The sequence below is a fragment of the Mesorhizobium sp. P2_A8 genome (genome assembly GCF_056404935.1).
The window spans coordinates 1-19,679 of record NZ_JBFUDB010000014.1 but is presented as its reverse complement, the minus strand read 5'-3'; the positions used below and the strand labels follow the sequence as shown (position 1 = coordinate 19,679).

General features: G+C 61.2%; 17 protein-coding genes and 1 tRNA gene. 7 read left to right on the top strand and 11 right to left on the bottom strand.

All coding sequences use genetic code 11. The features are described from left to right. Positions 1-2: 2 nt before the first annotated feature. The 3 genes from AC1D10_RS32970 to AC1D10_RS32960 all read left to right on the top strand — a co-directional run bounded on the left by AC1D10_RS32970 (position 3) and on the right by AC1D10_RS32960 (position 1,595). A complete protein-coding gene (locus AC1D10_RS32970; protein WP_477279115.1) occupies positions 3-395 on the top strand; it encodes a VOC family protein in 393 nt (130 codons plus the stop codon). 7 nt (positions 396-402) lie between these two features. Further along, positions 403-1,197: an exodeoxyribonuclease III gene (xth, locus tag AC1D10_RS32965; RefSeq protein WP_477279113.1), complete on the top strand. Its 795-nt coding sequence runs from the start codon at positions 403-405 to the stop codon at positions 1,195-1,197. A gap of 80 nt (positions 1,198-1,277) precedes the next feature. Further along, complete coding sequence (locus AC1D10_RS32960) at positions 1,278-1,595, top strand: hypothetical protein (RefSeq protein WP_477279111.1); 318 nt, start codon at positions 1,278-1,280, stop codon at positions 1,593-1,595. Between the two features lie 48 nt (positions 1,596-1,643). On the opposite strand, the gene AC1D10_RS32955 is transcribed toward AC1D10_RS32960, so the two are convergent. The 11 genes from AC1D10_RS32955 to AC1D10_RS32905 form a co-directional block, all read right to left on the bottom strand. Further along, entirely contained in the window at positions 1,644-2,483 is an 840-nt protein-coding gene (locus tag AC1D10_RS32955) for a tetratricopeptide repeat protein (protein ID WP_111547387.1), read from the bottom strand. Beyond that, positions 2,470-4,194, bottom strand: a complete 1,725-nt coding sequence (gene ilvD / locus AC1D10_RS32950) for a dihydroxy-acid dehydratase (RefSeq protein ID WP_477279109.1) — start codon at positions 4,192-4,194, stop codon at positions 2,470-2,472. The genes AC1D10_RS32955 and ilvD overlap by 14 nt, the downstream gene beginning before the upstream one ends. Before the next feature lie 291 nt (positions 4,195-4,485). Then, on the bottom strand, positions 4,486-5,733 hold the full coding sequence (locus AC1D10_RS32945; RefSeq protein ID WP_477279107.1) for an outer membrane protein transport protein: 1,248 nt from the start codon (positions 5,731-5,733) through the stop codon (positions 4,486-4,488). Positions 5,734-6,090: 357 nt separating this feature from the next. Next, positions 6,091-8,874 (bottom strand): valine--tRNA ligase, encoded by a 2,784-nt coding sequence (locus AC1D10_RS32940; RefSeq protein ID WP_477279105.1) that lies wholly within the window; start codon positions 8,872-8,874, stop codon positions 6,091-6,093. A gap of 414 nt (positions 8,875-9,288) precedes the next feature. Beyond that, positions 9,289-10,116 (bottom strand): PopZ family protein, encoded by an 828-nt coding sequence (locus tag AC1D10_RS32935; RefSeq protein WP_477279103.1) that lies wholly within the window; start codon positions 10,114-10,116, stop codon positions 9,289-9,291. A gap of 213 nt (positions 10,117-10,329) precedes the next feature. Continuing rightward, on the bottom strand, positions 10,330-11,721 hold the full coding sequence (locus tag AC1D10_RS32930) for a TolC family outer membrane protein (RefSeq protein ID WP_477279101.1): 1,392 nt from the start codon (positions 11,719-11,721) through the stop codon (positions 10,330-10,332). 176 nt (positions 11,722-11,897) lie between these two features. Next, entirely contained in the window at positions 11,898-12,566 is a 669-nt protein-coding gene (locus AC1D10_RS32925; RefSeq protein ID WP_477279099.1) for a protein-L-isoaspartate O-methyltransferase family protein, read from the bottom strand. Between the two features lie 89 nt (positions 12,567-12,655). Then, positions 12,656-12,729: transfer RNA gene (locus AC1D10_RS32920), tRNA-Cys, on the bottom strand. 425 nt (positions 12,730-13,154) lie between these two features. Beyond that, positions 13,155-13,586, bottom strand: a complete 432-nt coding sequence (locus AC1D10_RS32915) for a hypothetical protein (protein ID WP_477279097.1) — start codon at positions 13,584-13,586, stop codon at positions 13,155-13,157. Positions 13,587-15,767: 2,181 nt separating this feature from the next. After that, a complete protein-coding gene (locus AC1D10_RS32910; RefSeq protein WP_477279095.1) occupies positions 15,768-15,965 on the bottom strand; it encodes a hypothetical protein in 198 nt (65 codons plus the stop codon). A 161-nt stretch (positions 15,966-16,126) separates the two neighbouring features. Beyond that, positions 16,127-16,315 (bottom strand): hypothetical protein, encoded by a 189-nt coding sequence (locus AC1D10_RS32905; RefSeq protein ID WP_477279093.1) that lies wholly within the window; start codon positions 16,313-16,315, stop codon positions 16,127-16,129. A gap of 636 nt (positions 16,316-16,951) precedes the next feature. Here AC1D10_RS32905 and AC1D10_RS32900 point away from each other — a divergent pair. The 4 genes from AC1D10_RS32900 to AC1D10_RS32885 all read left to right on the top strand — a co-directional run bounded on the left by AC1D10_RS32900 (position 16,952) and on the right by AC1D10_RS32885 (position 18,719). Next, positions 16,952-17,143 (top strand): hypothetical protein, encoded by a 192-nt coding sequence (locus AC1D10_RS32900; protein WP_477279091.1) that lies wholly within the window; start codon positions 16,952-16,954, stop codon positions 17,141-17,143. 11 nt (positions 17,144-17,154) lie between these two features. Then, positions 17,155-17,367: a hypothetical protein gene (locus AC1D10_RS32895; RefSeq protein WP_477279089.1), complete on the top strand. Its 213-nt coding sequence runs from the start codon at positions 17,155-17,157 to the stop codon at positions 17,365-17,367. 160 nt (positions 17,368-17,527) lie between these two features. Then, positions 17,528-18,022 (top strand): N-acetyltransferase family protein, encoded by a 495-nt coding sequence (locus AC1D10_RS32890; RefSeq protein WP_477279087.1) that lies wholly within the window; start codon positions 17,528-17,530, stop codon positions 18,020-18,022. A gap of 493 nt (positions 18,023-18,515) precedes the next feature. After that, on the top strand, positions 18,516-18,719 hold the full coding sequence (locus AC1D10_RS32885) for a hypothetical protein (RefSeq protein WP_477279085.1): 204 nt from the start codon (positions 18,516-18,518) through the stop codon (positions 18,717-18,719). The last annotated feature ends 960 nt before the right edge of the window (positions 18,720-19,679 follow it).

The window sequence follows — 19,679 nt, the reverse complement described above, 5'->3', positions numbered from 1 at the left end:
AAATGCCTGCAATCGGCGCGGTCCGTCAGATCGCGTTGTCGGCCGGGCGCAACCTTGACGCCACGCTGGCCTTCTGGCGCGATGTGCTCGGCATGAACGTGCATGCGCGCTTCGATCCGCCGGGCATCGCTTTCATCATGGCTGGCGATGTGCGGCTGTTGTTCACCGACGGCATACCGGCCGGAACCGTCTATCTCGACATATCGGGCCTCGACGATTTCCACGCCGAGGCAAAAGCCGCAGGCGTCCCCTTCACCGCGCCGCCGACGCTCGTCCATCGTGACACCGAAGGCCAGTTCGGTCCGGCGGGGGAAAGCGAATGGATGGCCTTCCTAAAGGACCCGGCTGGCAATACGATCGGCCTGGTCGAACGCCACCCGCCGCAAGAACAATGAGACTGTCATGAAAATCGTCACCTGGAACATCAACGGCGTGCGCGCACGCATCGGGAACCTCACCCATTGGCTGACCGAGAGCTCGCCCGACATCGTCTGCCTGCAGGAGATCAAGACGGTCGACGACCAGTTTCCGCGCGCCGAGATCGAGGCGCTTGGCTACAATGTCGAAACCCACGGCCAGAAAGGCTTCAACGGTGTCGCCATCCTGTCGAAACTGCGCTTCGACGAGGTCAATCGCGGCCTGCCCGGCGACGATGCCGACGAGCAGGCGCGTTTCATCGAAGGCGTTTTCTCGACCGACAAGGGCGCGCTGCGCGTCGTCTCGCTCTATCTGCCGAACGGCAACCCGATCGATGACGAGAAGAAGTTCCCCTTCAAGCTGTCCTGGATGGCGCGGCTGGAGCGCTGGGCGCAGGAACGATTGAGGCTGGAAGAGGCCCTGGTTCTGGCCGGCGACTACAACGTCATTCCCGAGCCGATCGACGCACGGTTTCCGGAAAACTGGCTGGGCGACGCACTGTTCCAGCCGCAGACGCGGCAAGCCTTCCGCCGGCTGCTCAATCTTGGTTTCACCGAGGCGGTGCGCGCGGTCACCGACGTGTCAGACACCTACACGTTCTGGGACTATCAGGCCGGCGCCTGGCAGAAGAACAACGGCATCCGCATCGACCATCTGCTGCTGTCCCCGGAAGCCGCCAACCGGTTTTCTTCCGCCTCGATCGAAAAGCATGTGCGCGCCTGGGAAAAGCCGTCCGATCACGTGCCGGTGGCGATCGATCTCGCGCTCCAGCCTGTCTGAGGGAGAGCCACCTCCTGACCCCGGACCCGCCGGCGCTGGACCTCATATAGCCACATTCCGGCGCATGATGGGAGATCATCATGGCGGCCGGGGTTCCCATGACCATTCGTATTGCTCTTTGTCCGATCGGCTTGGCATTTGCCATGGCCGCTCCTGCAGCGGCCCTCGCCGATCAGGAATGCCTGGCCAACGGAAAATCCTACCAGGTCGGCCAGGTCGCCTGCCTGACGATTGCCGACCAGAGCCATCTGGCCCGCTGCGACATGGTGCTCAACAACACGTCGTGGACGAAGGTCGGGGATAGCTGCCCCGCAAATACGATGGCGCCGCATCTGCATGTGACGCCGATTTCGACGCCGGCCCCCAGCATGGTGCCGACGGAACCGACCGAGAACTGATCAACATCGAAATCGAATGCTGTTGGTGAGGCCGGCGCGGCCGCGAGACTACTGGTCTGCGTTGCCGCCCTTGGTGAGGATGTCGTCAGCCAGCGAGATCGCGGTGCGGCGGTCGGCTTCGCCGGCGGTGGCAAATGCCTCTTCCTGCATGCCGCGGATCCACGGCTGATCGGCCGGCGAAGCGCGCTCCAGCGCGGCGGTCATCATCGCCAGGCCGCGAACGATCTTGCCACTCTGGAACAACAAATGGCCCAGCGTCGCCTGCGCGCCGGCATGGCCCTTCTCGGCGGCAAGCTGGAACCAGCGCCCGGCCTGCTTGACGCTGGCCTTCACGCCGCCCTCGCCCTTCAGGAACATCTGACCCATCTCGAACTGCGCGTTCGGATTGCGGTAGTTGGCGGCGGCGCGCATGTAATATTCCTGGGCCGCCACCTCGTTCTCGGTGACCGGGCTGCCGGGAATGCCCTTGCGCAGATAATCGCCCAGCGCCACCAGCGCGTCGGAGACGTAGCTTTCCTCGGGCGAGCCGGGCTCGACATCCTGGTCGACGATCTCGGAGAAGAACTTGAACGCCTCGTAGTCATCGCGCGCCACGCCATCGCCCTCGGCATACATGCGGGCAAGCTTCCACGTGGCGCCGATCTGGCCGTTTTCGGCGGCGTATTTATAGGCCTCGGCGGCCTGTTCCTTGTGGCCGTTCTTGTAGGCGGAGAAGCCGAACTGGAACACCGCCCATGGGCTGGATTGCGGCTTCACGCCCGTCTTGTCGTCGAACACCTTGTCGTCGAAGGCCATAGCCTGGCCCACGGCGCCAAAGGTCGCGCCAAAAGTGGCGAACACGACCAGTGCCGAAAAGACAGACGACCTCAACAACTCAGATGTCCGCATAACAGTGTGTTTCTTTCGCACCGCCCGGATGGGTGACCGCGCCATCGCGCGCCGGCCCAACCGTCTGTGCATATTTCCATATCGCGCCCGACTGATAGTCGGTCGTGCGCGCCTTCCATGTCTTTGCCCTCGCCGCCAGTTCGCTGTCCGACAACGCCACCTCGATCGTGCCGTTCACCGCGTCGATCGAAATCACGTCGCCATCCCTGAGCAGCCCGATCGGGCCGCCCACGGCTGCCTCAGGCCCGACATGGCCGATGCAGAAGCCGCGCGTCGCGCCCGAGAAGCGGCCGTCGGTGATCAACGCCACCTTGCCGCCCATGCCCTGGCCGTAGAGGGCTGCCGTCGTCGACAGCATTTCGCGCATGCCTGGGCCGCCGCGCGGACCCTCGTAACGGATGACGAGAACCTCGCCTTCCCTGTAGTTGCGATGTGTCACCGCCTCGAAACATTCCTCTTCCGAATCGAAGCAGCGCGCCGGGCCGGAGAACTTCAGCTCCGACATGCCGGCGACCTTGACGATCGCGCCTTCGGGGGCAAGGTTTCCCTTCAACCCCACGACACCGCCGGTTTGAGTAATGGGTCTGTTGGCCGGGCGGACCACATCCTGGTGTTCATTCCAGGCAACGTGCTGCATGTTTTCGGCCAAAGTGCGGCCAGTCACCGTCAGGCAGTCGCCATGCAGATAGCCGTGGTCGAGCAGCGTCTTCATCAGCAGCGGAATGCCGCCGGCCTCGAACATGTCCTTGGCAACATATTTGCCGCCCGGCTTGAGGTCGGCGATGTAAGGCGTCTTCTCGAAGATTTTCGCCACGTCGAACAGGTCGAACTTGATGCCGGCCTCATGCGCGATCGCCGGCAGGTGAAGTGCTGCGTTGGTCGAGCCGCCGGTGGCCGAAACCACGGTCGCCGCATTTTCCAGCGCCTTCAGCGTGATGATGTCGCGCGGCCGGATGTTTTTCGCGATCAGTTCCATGATCTTTTCGCCCGAGGCGAAATTGAAACGGTCGCGCATCTCGTAAGGCGCCGGCGCGCCACAGGAATAGGGCAGTGCCAGGCCGATGGCCTCGGCAACGGTTGCCATTGTGTTGGCGGTGAACTGGGCGCCGCACGAGCCGGCCGACGGACAGGCGGCCTGCTCGATTTCAAGCAGCTCGGCATCACCGATCGTGCCGACCGAATGCTGGCCGACCGCCTCGAACACATCCTGTACGGTGATCTGCCTGCCGCGATAGCTGCCTGGCAGGATCGACCCGCCATAGATGAAGATCGACGGCACGTTGAGACGCACCATGGCCATCATCATGCCGGGCAGCGACTTGTCGCAGCCGGCCAGCCCAACCAGCGCATCGTAGCAATGGCCGCGCATGGTGAGCTCGACTGAATCGGCGATGACCTCGCGCGACACCAGCGACGACTTCATGCCCTGGTGGCCCATGGCGATGCCGTCTGTCACGGTGATGGTGCAGAATTCGCGCGGCGTGCCGCTGGCGGCCGCGACGCCCTTCTTGACCACCTGCGCCTGGCGCATCAGCGAGATGTTGCAGGGAGCCGCTTCGTTCCAGCAGGATGCGACGCCGACCAGCGGCTGCGCGATCTCGGCCGCCGACAAACCCATGGCATAGAGATAGGAACGGTGCGGCGCACGCGCCGGACCGACGGTCACATGGCGGCTCGGGAGCTTGGCCTTGGAAATGACTTTGGCGTCCATACTCTTCCTTGCCGCGGGCGGTGCGGCCTGTCTCATCGCCGAGCCTTTTGGCGCGTGTCCCGAGACAAGATCGAGGTGCGCCGGGTTTATGGCGGGAAATGGGCAATTTCCTTGGCCTGACTTCTAGCGCAGGGGTTGTTCAGAAAGTGTTGCCAAAACGTCACAATCGCACGAGGCCAAAGCGGTGCGGCTTATATGCAACGCGGCTTGGATGCTCAGACACCCAGGCCACAGCCGCTCAACGAAAAAGGCCGGGCATTGCCCGGCCTTTTAACTCGATTTTCCAGAGGCTTAGAACTTGATCTTAAGGCCGCCCGAAATCGCCGTGACCAGATCGTTGCCGAAGTCGTAGCTGACTTCCTCGCCGGCCACATAGCCGTTCTCACCAGCCACCGTTCCCGAGTGGCCGCTGGTCAGCACGCCGATCGCGCCGGCCAGACGAACCTCGATGTTGGGCTTGGGCGTGTAGGCGACGCCGCCGCCCACGGTCCAGGTATCGGTCTGCGAGCCGTAGCCGTGCGAAGTACCGCGATCCCAGGAAAGCTGGCCAGCCGCACTCCACTCATCGTTGAACTTGTGGCCGATGCCGCCGGTGACGGTCCAGCCGTCACGATACATCAGGTCCAGCGAGGTGATCTGGCCTGAATGCAGGGCATCACCGGTAACGCATAGCGCAGAGGGAGTGCCCTGGACGCAAATCGGAACACTCTGCAGCAGGCTCCAGTTGACCCACTTGAGCGAGCCGAAGGCGAGCCAGCCGGGCGCAATGCCTGACTGCAACTTCAGTTCGACCGTGTCCGGCATGTACTGCGTTGAGCCATAGATCGGCAGCACTGGCATGCCAACATGCGTCAGGTCCAGCGTGCCCGAGATATTGTCGAGCTTGACCCGCGAATTGTAGACGAGGCTGGCGCGCAGCGCGATCTCGGGGATTTCATAGGCAAGGCCGGCGCGCCAGCCCCAGCCAGTGCCCTTGAGATCAACACGACCGGTTCCCTGGAAACCCGGCACGAGCGGCGACACAAGGTCTTCCTTGAAGCCATAGACTTCCTGGTAGTAGACACCACCGATGAAGCGAAGCTGACCTTTACCGGCATCCATCTTGTAGGAACAGGTGCCAGCGTAGTTGTTGCTCTTGATGTCGGTTTCCATGTTGGACTCGGCACCGGCCCACAGACCCGGATTCGTGTGCGCGCCCCAAGGCTGGGAATAGTCGAACATACAGTCGACGCCTTTGACGAGCTCCGCCTTGGCGCCGATGCGCGGCACCCAGTAGCTCTTGCTGTCCTTTGCCGTGCTGCCCAGGAACGTCAAATCGCCGTCGCTTGGGTCGGTGTCCACGGCATTCTTGAGTTTGCGTTGCGGCATCACGAAGGTCGATTCGGCTTCCGTAGCGAAAGGTGCCGGATCAAACAGCAGGTCGATGTCGTAGCCGCCGCGCTCAATGCCGCCGGCATGCGCCGAGTTCATCGCCGTCCCGATCAAAGCCAGCGAAAAGCACCCCGCCCCCAGCAGTGCTTTCAGTCGCAAAATAGTCATGAATGTCCTCCCCGAATTCGAGTGCAGCCAGCTAGAACCAATTCAGGTTAACGGTGCAATAACGAATTTATGGGGCGTACATGTACATGTTTGCCAAGCGCATTTTCGATATAATGCAGCCGCTGCCGTTAGGCCGAAAAACACCCTCTGGCGCGTGTGTCGCCCTCAAAACGGGAGAAAAGCCAGCCTAAAGGGCTCAAAAAAAGCAGGTTTTGGGGTTCCAGGGCCCCATTGTTACATTATGGCAACAATGGGGCCAAAACTTTCCGTTTACGTCAAAATTAACGCAGCGGAATGCCTATTTTCGAGGCAAAAAACCCCGATTTCGAGACGGATCAAGCGCCACGAATCTTCCCTTCAACCCGCGTCGCGAACCCTGGTCAACGCCACCGACAGCCTGTCTTGCGCATCGCGATATTCGGTGAGCTTTTCACGCTCTGCATCGACGATTTCGGCCGGCGCGCTGGCGACGAATCTTTCGTTCGACAGCTTCTTGTGCAGGCGCGCGATTTCCTCGGTGACCTTGGCCAGTTCCTTCTGCAGCCGGGCCGCCTCGGCGGCGAGATCGATCAGGCTGCCAAGCGGCAGGCAGATCGTCGCCTCGTTGAGCACGATCTGCGCCGAGCCTTTTGGGGCGACATCGGCGAGCGAGATGTCGCCGACCCGCGCCAGCCGCTTGATCGCCGAGTCCTCGCGAACCAGCCGTTCGCGTGTCACGTCGTTGGCGCCGACCACGACGAGCGGCGCGATTGCCGCCGGCGGCACGTTCATCTCCGAGCGCACCGACCGGATGCCGGAGACGAGGTCGACCAGCCAGTTGATGTCGGCGGCGGCGTCAGCGTCCTCGAAGTCCGGCGCCGGCCATGCGGCATGACACAGCAGCGACGGCCGCTCCTTGCCTTCGCCAGCTGTCTGCGCCCACAGTTCTTCGGTCATGAACGGCATCATCGGATGCAAGAGCTTGTAGATCTCGTCGAGCACGAAGGCGACGCAGGCGCGGCTTTCGGCCTTGGCCGCCTCGTCCGTGCCCATGAACACCGGCTTCAGCAGTTCCAGATACCAGTCGCAGAACAGGTTCCAGACGAAGCGGTAGGCTGCGCCCGCCGCCTCGTTGAAGCGGTATGAGGTGATGCCGTCGGTGATCTCGCGCGCAGCCCGCGTCAGTTCGGTGAGGATCCAGCGATTGACCGCCAGCTTGGCGTCGTTCAGCCAGAAATCGTCATTGCGCGCGACCTCGTTCATCTCGGCAAAACGCGTCGCATTCCACAGTTTGGTGCCGAAATTGCGATAGCCGGCGATGCGCGCCGGGTCGAGTTTCACGTCGCGGCCTTGCGCCGCCATCACCGTCAGGGTGAAGCGCAAGGCATCCGCGCCGTATTCGTCGATCAGGTCGAGCGGATCGATGACGTTGCCTTTCGACTTCGACATCTTCTGCCCGTTCTTGTCGCGCACCAGCGCATGGACATAGACGGTGTGGAACGGCTCCTCGTCCATGAAATGCAGGCCCATCATCATCATGCGGGCGACCCAGAAGAAGATGATGTCGAAACCGGTGACCAGCACGTCGGTCTGGTAATACGTCTTCAGTTCGGGCGTCTCATCAGGCCAGCCCAATGTCGAGAACGGCCACAGCGCAGAGGAGAACCATGTGTCGAGCACGTCCTCGTCGCGGGCCAGGATCTCGCCCGGCTTGAAATTCTCGAGCTTGTCCTCGACCCAGGCCTTCCACGGTCCTTCGAGCGCCAGATAATATTCGATCGCAGCACCCAGCGCCTCTTCCTCGGTCTTCTCGACAAAGACGCGTCCGTCCGGCCCGTACCAGGCCGGAATCTGGTGACCCCACCACAGCTGGCGCGAGATGCACCAGGGCTGGATGTTTTCCATCCAGTCGAAATAGGTCTTTTCCCAGTTCTTCGGCACGATATTCGTGCGGCCTTCACGCACCGAGGCGATCGCCGGTTTGGCGAGCTCAGCAGCATTGGCATACCACTGCTCGGTCAGAAACGGCTCGATCGGCACGCCGCCGCGGTCGCCATGCGGCACCGCGTGGCGATGCGGCTCGACCTTTTCCAGGAAGCCGCCTTCTTCCATCAGCTCGACGATCTTCTTGCGCGCGACGAAGCGGTCGAGGCCGTCGAGTTCATCCCAGACCGCCTCCCGCTCCGGCGTCACCTCGAGACCGGCAAGGAAATCCTCATTGTCCTTGAGGCTTACTGCCGCCTCGACGGTGAGGATGTTGATTGCCGGCAGCTTGTGGCGCTTGCCTACCTCGAAGTCGTTGAAGTCATGCGCCGGCGTGATCTTGACCGCGCCGGAGCCTTTCTCCGGATCGGAGTACTCATCCGCCACCACCGGTATCTTGCGGCCAACGATCGGCAGAACGATGTTCTTGCCGACCAGATGCCGGAAACGCTCGTCGTCCGGGTGCACGGCGACGGCCGTGTCGCCCAGCATCGTCTCGGGGCGTGTCGTCGCCACGGTGATGAAGGTTTTTGGGTTCTCCGGATCGAAGACCTGGCCCTCGATGGGATAGCGGAAATGCCAGAGATTGCCGTTGACCTCCTGCTGCTCGACCTCGAGATCGGAGATCGCGGTGAGCAGCTTGGGATCCCAGTTCACCAGCCGCTTGTCCTTGTAGATCAGCCCTTCCTTGTAGAGCGTGACGAACACTTCGAGGACGGCCTTGGACAGGCCCTCGTCCATTGTGAAGCGCTCGCGTGACCAGTCGGCCGAGGCGCCGAGGCGCTTCAGCTGATTGAAGATAGCGCCGCCGGATTCGGCCTTCCACTCCCACACTTTTTCGATGAACTGCTCACGCGTCAGGTCGCGGCGGTGGATCTGCTTTTCCATCAACTGGCGTTCGACCACCATCTGGGTGGCGATGCCGGCATGGTCCATGCCCGGCTGCCAGAGCACATTCTTGCCACGCATGCGCTCGAAGCGCACCAATATGTCCTGCAGCGTGTTGTTGAGCGCGTGGCCCATATGCAGCGAGCCGGTCACATTCGGCGGCGGGATGACGATGGTGAAGGCTTCCGCCCCCTCCTCGGCCCCGGCACCGGCGCGAAACGCGTCGGCCTCCTCCCAGACTTTGGCGATCTTCGGCTCGACGGTTTTTGCGTCGTAGGTCTTTTCAAGCATGGGAAAATGGTCCGCGCTGTCGGGATTTTTGCTGGTCCGGTGTAAATCGGAAGGTTTTGATCAAGTCAACCGCAAGGGCTGCCTCGGGTCACTACAGGCAAATAGGCGTGGCCCTGTTCATTTCAACGTAAGGCCGTGTCCGCACCCGGCACAAAACTTCGCCCTTGGCGTGCGGTATCGCTTTGCGCAGGCCGGGCAGCCAGGGTGGCGGTCGGAGTGGCGAACACGCAGGAGCCGAGATGTACGGCCGAGTGTGGCTCCGATGCATTCGCGACAGCGGTCGGTAGCCGGATACCTGATTTCTTTCCAAAGGCCATTCTTGGAAACGAACCGCCGACGCGAACTGATCCTGCCAACAGAAACGCCGCCTCACCGGCGGCGTTTCAAGGTTGATGGATATGCCGATATCGGAGGCTACTGCGCCCCGCGCGCCACGCGCTCGATTTCCTCGCGCACCAGCCTTTCGACCAGTGTCGGCAGATTGTTGTCGAGCCAATCCTGCAGCATCGGCCTCAGCATCTCTTCGGCCATTTCGTCAAATGTCTTCTTGCTGCGGCTGGCAAACGCATCGGAAAGCTCACCAAAGGCGGCGGCAACCTGCCGGCCGGTGTGCTCGGAGACGATTGCCGGACGCGGCGAATCGCTGGCGGCCACCGGTCGCACCACGCTTGCGTCTGGACGAGACGGCTCGACGGCTGCTTTCTCTGTCGGCTCGTCCGTTGGCGTCTCCACCGGCGGCAGGGCGACTGGCTTGAGTACCTCGCCCTTGTCCGGCACCGCCCTCGCCTGCTCGCCAACCGCGGCGATCTCGCGCCGCCAATCGGCAACGGGAGCATCGGCTAGAGGGCCTGCTGCCGGCGCGTCGGCCGTGGCCGGCAAGGTCGGCTCTGCGGTAACCCGGGCGCTGACCTCTGCAAGTGTCATGGATGGCTTTGCCGGAGCGGAATCGGGGCGCACCGGCGTTTCCATGCGCGCAATCACCGGCTCGGCGGCCGGCAATTGTGCCTGGACTTCCGCCAGCGTAATGGGCTTCTTGATCTCGGGGGCGGCATGCAGGTCGGCACGGAATGCCTCAACGTCGGCAACTGGGTCGGCGCTCGACGCCGGCTCCAGATCCTGGCGCAGCTCATCGGCGTCGCCCGGCTGCTTGCGGCCGCCGTCGCTGTCCTCGATGATCCTCCTGATGGAAGCCAGTATCTCTTCCATGGAAGGTTCGCGCTGTGCGCTGCTTGCCGTTGCCATCGTCACATCCGCCGCCCTTGTGACCCCTGTGGAGTTCCGCCCGGCAAAGCCGGAACGAATCATGACGACAGCGTAACCGACGGATCGCCGCACGAGAATCCCCAATCTGGGGACTTGTGGGATTTCAACAGATTAGAGCGCGATCCCGAACCAGGGTCAGCGAAACCAAAAGGCATACCAGAGCTGGAAGACGGAACTCCGAGCCGAACGCCGTCAGCGGCCGTCCGGCGTGCGCAGTCCGTACCACTTGTCCTTGACCGCGTTGTAGTGCTCTTCAGGCCTGTATTTCGTCACCTGCAAGCCGAGGCGGTCGACGGACAGGCGGCCGGTCGCCTGCAGGATGGCATAGCTCGCCACCACCACGTCATGTTCAAAGCTGGCCTGGTTGATCTCGGCGGTGATGACCGTCGCCTGTGCGTTGAGGACATCAAGCGTGGTGCGCTGGCCGACATTGCGTTCTTCGATGACGCCGCTCAGCGCAAGTTTCGCGGCCTCGATCACTTGCCTGTTGGCGGTGACTTGTTGCTGCGCGGCGGTGTACTCGGTCCAGGCGGCGGTCACCTGTTGCCGCACCAGGTCGCGGTTGACGTCGACCTCGATGCGAGCCTGGCTGAGCGATTCCTTGTCCTGGCGAACGATCGCCGAGGTACGGCCACCGGAATAGATCGGGATGCTCAGCGTTGCCCCGATACTGGCCGAATTGGTCGTACCGTCCTGCGTCGCGAAGGCGCCCGGCACGGTGTTGCGATAAGCGCTCGACACACCCGCGCTTGCGGAGAGCTGCGGCAGCAGCGCGCCTTCGGCCGACTTCACCGAAAACGCGGCGGCGTCGACCAGATGCTGGGTGGCAAGGATGGCGGGGTGCTCGTTCGCGGCCACCCCGACGGCGGCGGCGAGGCTCGACGGCAACAGCTTTCCCACCGGCGAAGCGGCTTTGAGCTTGCCGGGTTCGTCGCCGACGATCTGGCGGTAGCTCGCCGCACTTGACAGCGCCTGCGCCCGGGCGGCGCTCAGCGATGCCACAGCGGCAGCCCGCGAAGCGTCGGCCTGCGCGACATCGGTACGCGTGCCTTCACCAACCTCGAAGCGCGAACGCGCGGCGCGCGCCGTTTCGGTCAGGAATTGCAGGTTCTGCTCGGTCAGCACGGCGATCTGGCGGTCGCGAATCACGTTCATATACGCTTGGGCCGCGCTGAACAGGGTGTTCTCTTCCGTGTTGCGCAGGTTCTCGACCTGGGCACGGACTTGCGCTTCGGCGGCAGCGACATTGTTCCTGGTCTGAAAGCCGTCGAACAGCGTCTGATTGATCTGGACGCCAAAATTGCCGGTGGTCAGCGCCACGCTCTGGTTCGTGCCGTTAACGTGGCTGCTCGAGTAATCGATGTCCGCCGAGCCATTGATGGTCGGGCGCCAGCCCGACTTGGCGATGGCGACGCCCTCATCGGTGACACGGACGCCGGCGCGGGCCGAATTCAGCGTGGAGTTGTACTGATAGGCCTTTGCAAGGGCACCAAGGATGGTTTCCGCCGAGGCCGAGAAGGGAGAAAGCGCGGTCGCGGAAACGAGGACGGCGGCGAAAAGACTCTTGCGTAAAGGCAGGACCATGTATCCCTCATTCGTTTTCCATGGGAACCACGCCGCGCCAGCTTCTCCTCTGAGAGCCGGTGCCGCGTGTTCGATGTTCCCTGCTGCTCAGCCCCAAAGCACCCCCAGTTTGCGGATCAGCAACGATTTCAAATGCAAGCGACCATGACAACGCCGATCCTGCAAGGCAAAATCATTCAGAATTCGAAGGCACGGATACGTTCAAATCCCGGTAGTGGCTTAATTGCCGCATTAAACGCGCGTCTTCCGGTTACAACCCCCCCTGCTTTAAAAAAAAGTCGGGCCACGCCGGAATTGCCCTGCCCTTCGACGGCGACGAGTCGGCCGCCTTCGGCAAGCTGGTCGAGCAGCGGCGCCGGCACGTCCGCGACGCTGCCGCCGATGAAGATGACGTCATAAGGCGCCTGGGCGGCATGCCCTTGCGACAAGGTCCCCTGGACAACGGTCACATTGCCGCAGCCCAGCGACGAAAGCGTCGATCTGGCCGTTTCGGCCAGCGCCGAATCGCTTTCCAGCGCCACCACGGACTTGGCCAGCCGAGACAGGATGGCCGAGGCATAGCCAGTGCCGCAGCCTACATCGAGCGCCGAATCGGCCGGGCTGATCTCGGCCAGTTGGATAAGCTTGGCCAGCGGCGAGGCTTCCATGAGATAGCGCGCGCCGTCCGCGCCGGCGGCAATGCGGATATCCTCATCGATATAGGCGAGATCGCGCTTGTCGACGCCGACAAAGGCCTCGCGCGGCACGACAAGCATTGCGTCGAGCAGTGGCGCGCTGGTCACGTCGGTGGTGCGGACCTGACCATCGACCATCTTGACGCGAAGCTCGGAGAAATCAGCGCTCATGTTCCAACCAATCCGCTTGCCGCGCCAGAACCGCGGTTCATTACGATCGGAACTTCAGGCCCCAGCGCTGCTGCGCGGGGCCCGGGCATTGGAGGCCTCGCCCGGAATCGAACCGGGGTGCAAGGATTTGCAGTCCTCTGCGTAACCACTCCGCCACGAGGCCCTAACCAAAAAAACCGTTTGAGTTCCAATAGTTACCAGAAGGCCTTTTTTCCATTCTGAAAAGTGCCCTCTGCCCGTTCCGAATAGCGGTTCTTTCTATGTGCTTCAAGGGGCCTGCGGAAAATTGCTTGAGGCCCGCACAGAGGTCTCTCGCCTCATTGCGCAGCCGCTGAAAAGCGGATCGCTTAACACGCTACTTAGATTAGCAAGACAACCAACCGGAAGTCCGGGAATGCCTACCGAATATCCCGGCATGTGAATCGCGCGCTTGGTCGACACGAAAAGCACCGTCCAAGCGGCGACCGAGGTGTATGGGCCGGAGGCGGCAACCGCCCGGCATTGCGCTATTCCGCTAACTGGGCGGCAGGGGACTAGCGCACACCGGACGCAGGGAGCCCCTCTCGGGAGTCGCAGTCGTAGGCAACCTTAGAGCCACATTCTTTCTCTGAGCCATTTGAGGAGCTTGTTGCCACCGGTTATCTGACGGACTCTTGCAGCAGCCCATTGCCCTCTCATCGTAGTCCCGGCATGGCAACTGCAGACGACGTCGTGCAATTCCCAGTCAGTCAGTTCGAAGAAGCGCTTTGCTTCCCCATAGGTGTCATCTTTCAGGCCCAACGCACGCAGTACTGGATCTTCGAAAGCCACTGTGATTGGCGAGCCCGCACAGCGCACTGCGTCGCGATCTTTCCCCTTAAGATGCTCGGTGCCGGTCAGGGCTCCCAGGCGGCGCTCGGGATATTCCGCTAGCAGCTCTGCCCAGCGCTCGATTCGCTGTTGCCTGGTCATGATCGGGTACGTCGACAAAGATTCCACTTCTGCAATTGTCTGCAGTTGGTTTAGGGTTTGGTGTTTCATGGTCGACTCCTGTGATCGAAGGTTCCCTTCCCAACAAAAATTATCGCGCCCCGACTCGCTGGCAAGACCGGCAGGCGGGTTTCTCGATGGAAAATTGCCTGAATCAACTCCGGAAGGCGAGGCCGCGGCAGTGCGACCGTCGAACCGTGGATTGACATACAAACCAAAGCACCAAAGGCACAAAAAGCCCGCCACCTTTGACAGCGGACTGAGGCTTGTAGAGATTAAAGGGAGAGTTTAAGTGGAGCGGCTATGGCCTGGCTTTGATCCCCCTTTTGCGCCCTATCCATGCGGTCCAAGCCAGGTCAATGCCTGACCTGGCGGGCGCTCCGCTCCCACCTTGTTGACGGCGGCAGCCTCGGCTTAGTTTCAAACGGGCCTCCCCAACATCCGACAGAAAAAGCCCACCCAGCGTAGCCGTGGCGGGCGGAAAGTCTTCGTGCGCGCGTCCTTGCCCTGCCATGCCCCGATTGGATAGGGTTTCAAGGTTCCCCTACCCCAATTCCATGGGGATCAAAACAGGCTTGCACCGAAGAATCTGAGCTAATGCAAATAGCCCAAAAGCCACAGAATGATGATGATTGGGATCGGGATTCCGAGCAGCCAGAGTAGTCCGCCTCTTAGCATGATTTCCTCCTTTAATTGTTGGGAAGGAAAACGCTCTTCGATGGGCTTAGTTCCGCGCATTTCCGGGCTGCTATACCTATGGAAAGCCCCGGCCGGTGAAACGGAGACCACCGACGCGGTTGGACCACCGCTTCTGCTTTAGACGCCCTTCGTCTGCGCGTAGGGTAGGGTTTTGGCGGCGTCTCGGCAAGGTACGTGGTGAACCGCGCCAGCGGTTGTCGTGCGTGGCTATCGACCAGAACCAGGTACCTGCGCTCGGCCCGTGCTGCTCGCCTATAATGCGGCCAATGCTGTCGGAGCCGAGGAAGGTAGATCATGCGGCGGGCCTCGGCCGCCAATCTCTGTTCTGCCCCAATCGAGCCAAAGCCGGGCGCCTCGATCGCGAACGAACCGAGCCGCATCGGATATGGTGGCGAAAGCCCTATCGGCTCGCTGTCTTCTAGGACTTGATAACCATCCGCTGCGGCGTCGCGGACCTTCAATCGATCAGCTGGCATCGTCTATCTGCAATTTCCGCACCGATCCGAGGCGCAGTTTCGGCTCGCCGCGTAGCGATCGCACGTCCGCGCTGGTGCCCGACCTTACCCACTCGACACTCGAGTCGGCAACTGCCTGCGGTATGCCCGCGGGCCAGAGGGCGGGCCGCCGCGTCACTCCTTGAGTTTGCGGTCAAGTTCGTCCAGCAGTGACCGATGCTCCTGGGGGGATATCGTCGTCAAGCGGTAGATTCAGCAAGTGGCGGAGGTGGCGGCGGTTGGTTTCATTGGTGATCCACTGGCGAACCAAACGAGCGACGACCTCCTGCCTTGTCGATCTCTTCCATGGTCAAGGCCTGCACGGGGCATCGCAGGCCCCAACTTCATGGTGCGGCAATGGTTCCTCTACTCGAACAGGTCGAAGACGACGGCACAGCCGGTCAGAGGACATTCTGTCAACAAAAGGTCGACAAGCTGCTCATCGGTCTCGGTCAGGTAGGCATACCGCTGCCTGATCGTGGTGACGAGTCGACGAGTCGAAATAGGGTTATCGGCTGCTCAATATGGAACGAACTGCTTCGGTCGCGTCGCATGGGGTAGATCGAACATTCATGGGACTCCTCCCCAGAAAAATTCGTACGTCGTCCTCTAAATATTTAATAAACTGTCGCCCTAACGCAACTGTCGATTTCGTATAGACGCGGGCCGCGGCGAACTTCTGGGTCAGCTCGGCACCGAGATCACGTCCGACCCGACGGTGTCGGGGACGTTGTTTGAAATCCACTTGTGCAGGAAGTTGGTGCCGCGTGTGCTCATAAGAGATAGCCCGGCTTGCTTATCAGCAGTGACACAGGATTTCGCGAGCCGGGCCACGCCCGTTCGAAGAGGGAAACTGACAACTGCCACACCGAGTTCGGTTAAAGACGTAGATAGATTTTGTATTGAAGCCCGCAACCGAGAGGCGCATATGTTTAGTGCCCGGCCCATCCCAAATGCCCGCGGCATGGCCCGGCCTGCGGAATCCTGTGTCAAAGATTTAGGCAGGCCGGGCTATTCGGCTACCCCAGCGGTTCAACGTCTAGTGGAACACGATCTGAGCGAAGAAACCATCGGCCAAATCACCGGAGCGGAAGACGATTCGCCTTAGCGCCTTTTCACCTTCGGCGTGATCTCCTCGACCCCCACCTTGTCGCCGATCTCCTTCGCCATCTCGAATCGCCTGCTCGTGGTTTGTGGTCAGCACGGCGCGCCAATGGGGCTTTTCGAACACGCTCACGACGTTCCCTGTCACTGAAAAGCCCGCGCCTCTAGCGGAGAACGCGGGCCGATCAGGTGGGTGCGTATCCCGATCTACGGCAGGGAATGAGCATCCCAGCCGCTAGTTGGAAACTTTTAGAAATCGCTAATGTTCCATCGAGCCCGCTTCCTGGGCGCTAGTTAGTTGGGCGGCATATCGTTGCCGTCCTCATCCAGATCGAACGTGAATGGCAGTACCTCTTCGTAGAGATTGTGGTACTCGATCACAGCGTGGTACTTCCGCAGCAGCAAGCGCGTTTCATCGCTGATGCCGGCGCGCTTCAACTCGGCCTGCGCATCGAGATACGCTTGCATCAAACTCTCGGCCATGCCGCAATCCATGATCGCGCATCGGTAGACGTCGAGGGTGAGCGCCCACTGTACGAAATTAACCAATCTTTGCCAGCTGGGAACATCGCGGAACGACCGCGCGTTATTTTGGTTCAGCGACCGAAACGTTCGCCCAACCTCCTCCGGTCGACTGTGAGGTCCGCTGCTTTGCAATGATGGCGGGCCTGAGGGTTCGCGTTATGGACCAGCGTTTCAATCGCACCTGTCTTAGCCCCCACGATATGGCTATTTGCCAACGCGTGTTCGATCAGGTTTGCGCAGACGAACACCTCGACCCTTTAGGCCGCGATGCTCAAATAATAGCGTCGATGGTCGTGGGGATTTTTCGAAATGCTCATACCAATGAACGCCAACTCCTTGAGGCCGTCAGGTCTCGTCTTCAGGAAGTGTCCGCTAGCCATCGAAATAAATGGCCGACGCGGCTGCCCGGATGAGAGAACCATCGCGTAAGCCGCGCCGGCCACGGCGGCAAATTTGCCGCGCGCGGTACCTAGGGCGGGCCCTGGCCGGCAATCGCAGAATAGCCCTTGGTTAAGAGTACATTTTTCGATCTTGAAAGGCTGATTTCGCCTTCATATAAATCCGTGATTGTCCACATTGCGGGAGGCAATTGCAGTGGATGACGCAATGCTGAATGGCAAGGTTCACCCCTGCGTTGAAGTGGTCGAAGCCTGCGGCGAATGGCACGTCCGCGTAGTGGCGGAAGACGGAACAAAAACCCTGTCATTCGAACTGGAAGCCTACGCTCTCGCCTTCGCGGAAGGCCAGCGGATACGCCTAGGGCTTGATGAGTTCGTACAGTTTTAAGGCTTGCTCTGATGGCGAGCAATGACAGCCAATGGCTTTCGATTTTCGACCTCGACGCTTTGCGAGAGGCTTTCCTGAAGTCCGTCCGCGAGAACAACGTCACAGAGGAGGAATGGGGAGAACATGCCCAGCGGTTCATTCAACATCTAGCGGACCAAGATCTTAGCGGAGAAATCATCAGCCAAACCACCGGGGCAGAAGGCGATCAGAGTGGGGGAGCATGACCAGCGTAGGCCTGTGGATCATACTCCTCACAGCCACTATCGCGGTCTTTTACCTGTTGTCGTATGTCTCGATTGATGGCCTGTAGGCGCTAACCCAGATAGCGGAACGGCGGCGGCGCCGGGGTGAGGCTGCGCAAAACCCGCGACGAAGAGTGACGCGATGCGTATAAGAACCATGACCCAACAGGACGTCCCAGCGATATCGAAGCTGCTCGGCGAGTCCTGGCGGCGCACATACGGGCCTATCTTAGGCTTGGCGGAAACGGCCAAGATTTCGGACGTCCATCATTCCACGCAGCGGCTGGCGGAGGAACTGGCGGACACCAACAAGATGGCGTTCGTTGCGGAACGGCCGGATGGGTCTCTCGCCGGCTATGCGATGGCCGAAATGGATGCGAAAGGCGACGTGATGCTGGATCGCCTGCACATCGAAAAAAATGAATTCGGGTCCGGTCTGGCGGCCGACATCCTGCATGCTGTCTTTGCAGCCCATGTCGGCATCCCAAGCATCGCGTTAGAAGTGCTTGAGGGCAACGAGCGCGCGCTCACCTTCTACCGCAAGCACGGTTTTGAAATTGTCGATCGCAAGCCTGCGTCCCATGGCGCGGAAGGACACATGTCGATCATAATGCGCAAACTGTTGTCTCGCGCGTGACACGCCTTGGGGCCGCTGGTGATTGTCGCTGTCCATAAGGTGGAGAAACATTGGGCGCCGACACGCAAGAAGGCGCTACGCGACCTCGATTAGCTTCTTGCCTTCCCGGACACCGGTCGTCGTCGTGTCCGGCGAATAGATCAGGCCCGCGTCGACACCGCCGCACCTGCTACATTTTAGCTTCGGAATGAGGTCATCTCCATTGCCGGCGCATCCGGGCCGAACCGATCGCGCAGGCTCACGAGGTCAAGCACCTGGTTATGATTGCAGGGTGCATAGTGGCAGCCGTCACGGTCATCTTTGCGTCGATGAGCGATTGGAAGGTCCAGCCTTTTGCCATATGGTCTCTTATATCGCGGTGATCATCAGTCAGCCAAGCCGCCGCTGCGGTGTTGGCGAAGCTTGCGCGCCGGCCATGCTTTCGCCACCCGGCCGAGGTCTAATTGACACCGTCCGACCCATCGCGGCTCCCGAGCGGAAGAAGGAATTTCCCATGGCTTCGACCGCAGCGTTGATCTGGTATCTAGTAATCGCCGGTCCGCAAGGCGGAATGGTCGTGCTGCCCAGCACCTTCGACAAGCGCGAACAATGCACCGCCGCCATCACCGAATATCAGAAGCAGCCAACGCCGGCCGGTTGGTCGCTGCAGTGCGTCCCGAGCGCCTCCCCCTTTGTCAACAACGGGTCGGCGGAGTAAGGAGCATCGCAGCGGTGGCCTACACAGTGATTTGGTATGGGAAACAGGGCGTCGTTGAAAAGACGCCATTTGATGCCGAGAAGGCTGCGAGAGACCACGTCTTTGCGACCTTTCCCGCTCGGAAGCGGGATGACGCTATCGTAGCGGTGGAAATTCGCCAAGACGACGGCACGGTTATTTTCAGTCGAGCAGGGGGCAACTAGCGTGCTTCACTTTACATTAGCGGAAGCGCATAAAGCTTCCACCCGGCGGCGGTGTTCCTCACAGGCATCCAGCTCGGTTAGGCCCGGTATCCTAGCACATCCCAACCCCGCAGGGTGCCGGGCCGCTCCATACTGATCGAAGGCCCGCCGCCCCATATGCGAAACGACGGGTCCCCGCCCCAGCCCCTGGGAGCTCTAGTCGGCCTTCGGCCGCGGCTGTCGGGTCGAGCCCGATCGCTAGAATCCATGGGCTAGTTGCTAATACCGATACATGCCGCCCCAAGCCCGCCTGCGGTAGCACCGGACGCGCCGGCGACCATGTCGCCAATAACTACGGCAGACCCTTCTCCAGCCCCGACGGCGATGGTGGCGGCGGTAATAGGGGTCGTAGTAGGGGTCGTGGTAGCGCCGATGGTAGACCGGCTCCACTTCCGCCTGAGTACCTTCATCATCGAAGGTCGGTGAGTCTGGCGCGTCGAGTTCATCGAGAATGCCGCTGGCCCCTGGAACGCCGGCCACTGCGTTGATAGGCCGAACCGCGCTTGCAAAGGCCGCGGCCCCTGCAATGCCAAACATTGCTGTCAAGAAGGATCGCCGATCCATAGAAAGCCTCCCAGTGTTACACAACTCTAATGTTACCAACTCTTAAGGCGCGCGGCCGGGAAAGGCAGGCTTTGCGCCCGGTACAATTGGGTTCGCCAACCGCCGTGCGGCTCGCGAACCCTATCAGCACAGGAAGGGACGTAGCTGCGCCGAT

Excerpts from the sequence above, each read along its gene's own strand:
- AC1D10_RS32970 (WP_477279115.1), top strand. The coding sequence starts at position 3 with ATGCCTGCAATCGGCGCGGTCCGTCAGATCGCGTTGTCGGCCGGGCGC.
- xth (WP_477279113.1), top strand. The coding sequence starts at position 403 with ATGAAAATCGTCACCTGGAACATCAACGGCGTGCGCGCACGCATCGGG.
- AC1D10_RS32960 (WP_477279111.1), top strand. The coding sequence starts at position 1,278 with ATGGCGGCCGGGGTTCCCATGACCATTCGTATTGCTCTTTGTCCGATC.
- AC1D10_RS32955 (WP_111547387.1), bottom strand. The coding sequence starts at position 2,483 with ATGCGGACATCTGAGTTGTTGAGGTCGTCTGTCTTTTCGGCACTGGTC.
- ilvD (WP_477279109.1), bottom strand. The coding sequence starts at position 4,194 with ATGGACGCCAAAGTCATTTCCAAGGCCAAGCTCCCGAGCCGCCATGTG.
- AC1D10_RS32945 (WP_477279107.1), bottom strand. The coding sequence starts at position 5,733 with ATGACTATTTTGCGACTGAAAGCACTGCTGGGGGCGGGGTGCTTTTCG.
- AC1D10_RS32940 (WP_477279105.1), bottom strand. The coding sequence starts at position 8,874 with ATGCTTGAAAAGACCTACGACGCAAAAACCGTCGAGCCGAAGATCGCC.
- AC1D10_RS32935 (WP_477279103.1), bottom strand. The coding sequence starts at position 10,116 with ATGGCAACGGCAAGCAGCGCACAGCGCGAACCTTCCATGGAAGAGATA.
- AC1D10_RS32930 (WP_477279101.1), bottom strand. The coding sequence starts at position 11,721 with ATGGTCCTGCCTTTACGCAAGAGTCTTTTCGCCGCCGTCCTCGTTTCC.
- AC1D10_RS32925 (WP_477279099.1), bottom strand. The coding sequence starts at position 12,566 with ATGAGCGCTGATTTCTCCGAGCTTCGCGTCAAGATGGTCGATGGTCAG.
- AC1D10_RS32915 (WP_477279097.1), bottom strand. The coding sequence starts at position 13,586 with ATGAAACACCAAACCCTAAACCAACTGCAGACAATTGCAGAAGTGGAA.
- AC1D10_RS32905 (WP_477279093.1), bottom strand. The coding sequence starts at position 16,315 with ATGGCCGAGAGTTTGATGCAAGCGTATCTCGATGCGCAGGCCGAGTTG.
- AC1D10_RS32895 (WP_477279089.1), top strand. The coding sequence starts at position 17,155 with ATGGCGAGCAATGACAGCCAATGGCTTTCGATTTTCGACCTCGACGCT.
- AC1D10_RS32890 (WP_477279087.1), top strand. The coding sequence starts at position 17,528 with ATGCGTATAAGAACCATGACCCAACAGGACGTCCCAGCGATATCGAAG.
- AC1D10_RS32885 (WP_477279085.1), top strand. The coding sequence starts at position 18,516 with ATGGCTTCGACCGCAGCGTTGATCTGGTATCTAGTAATCGCCGGTCCG.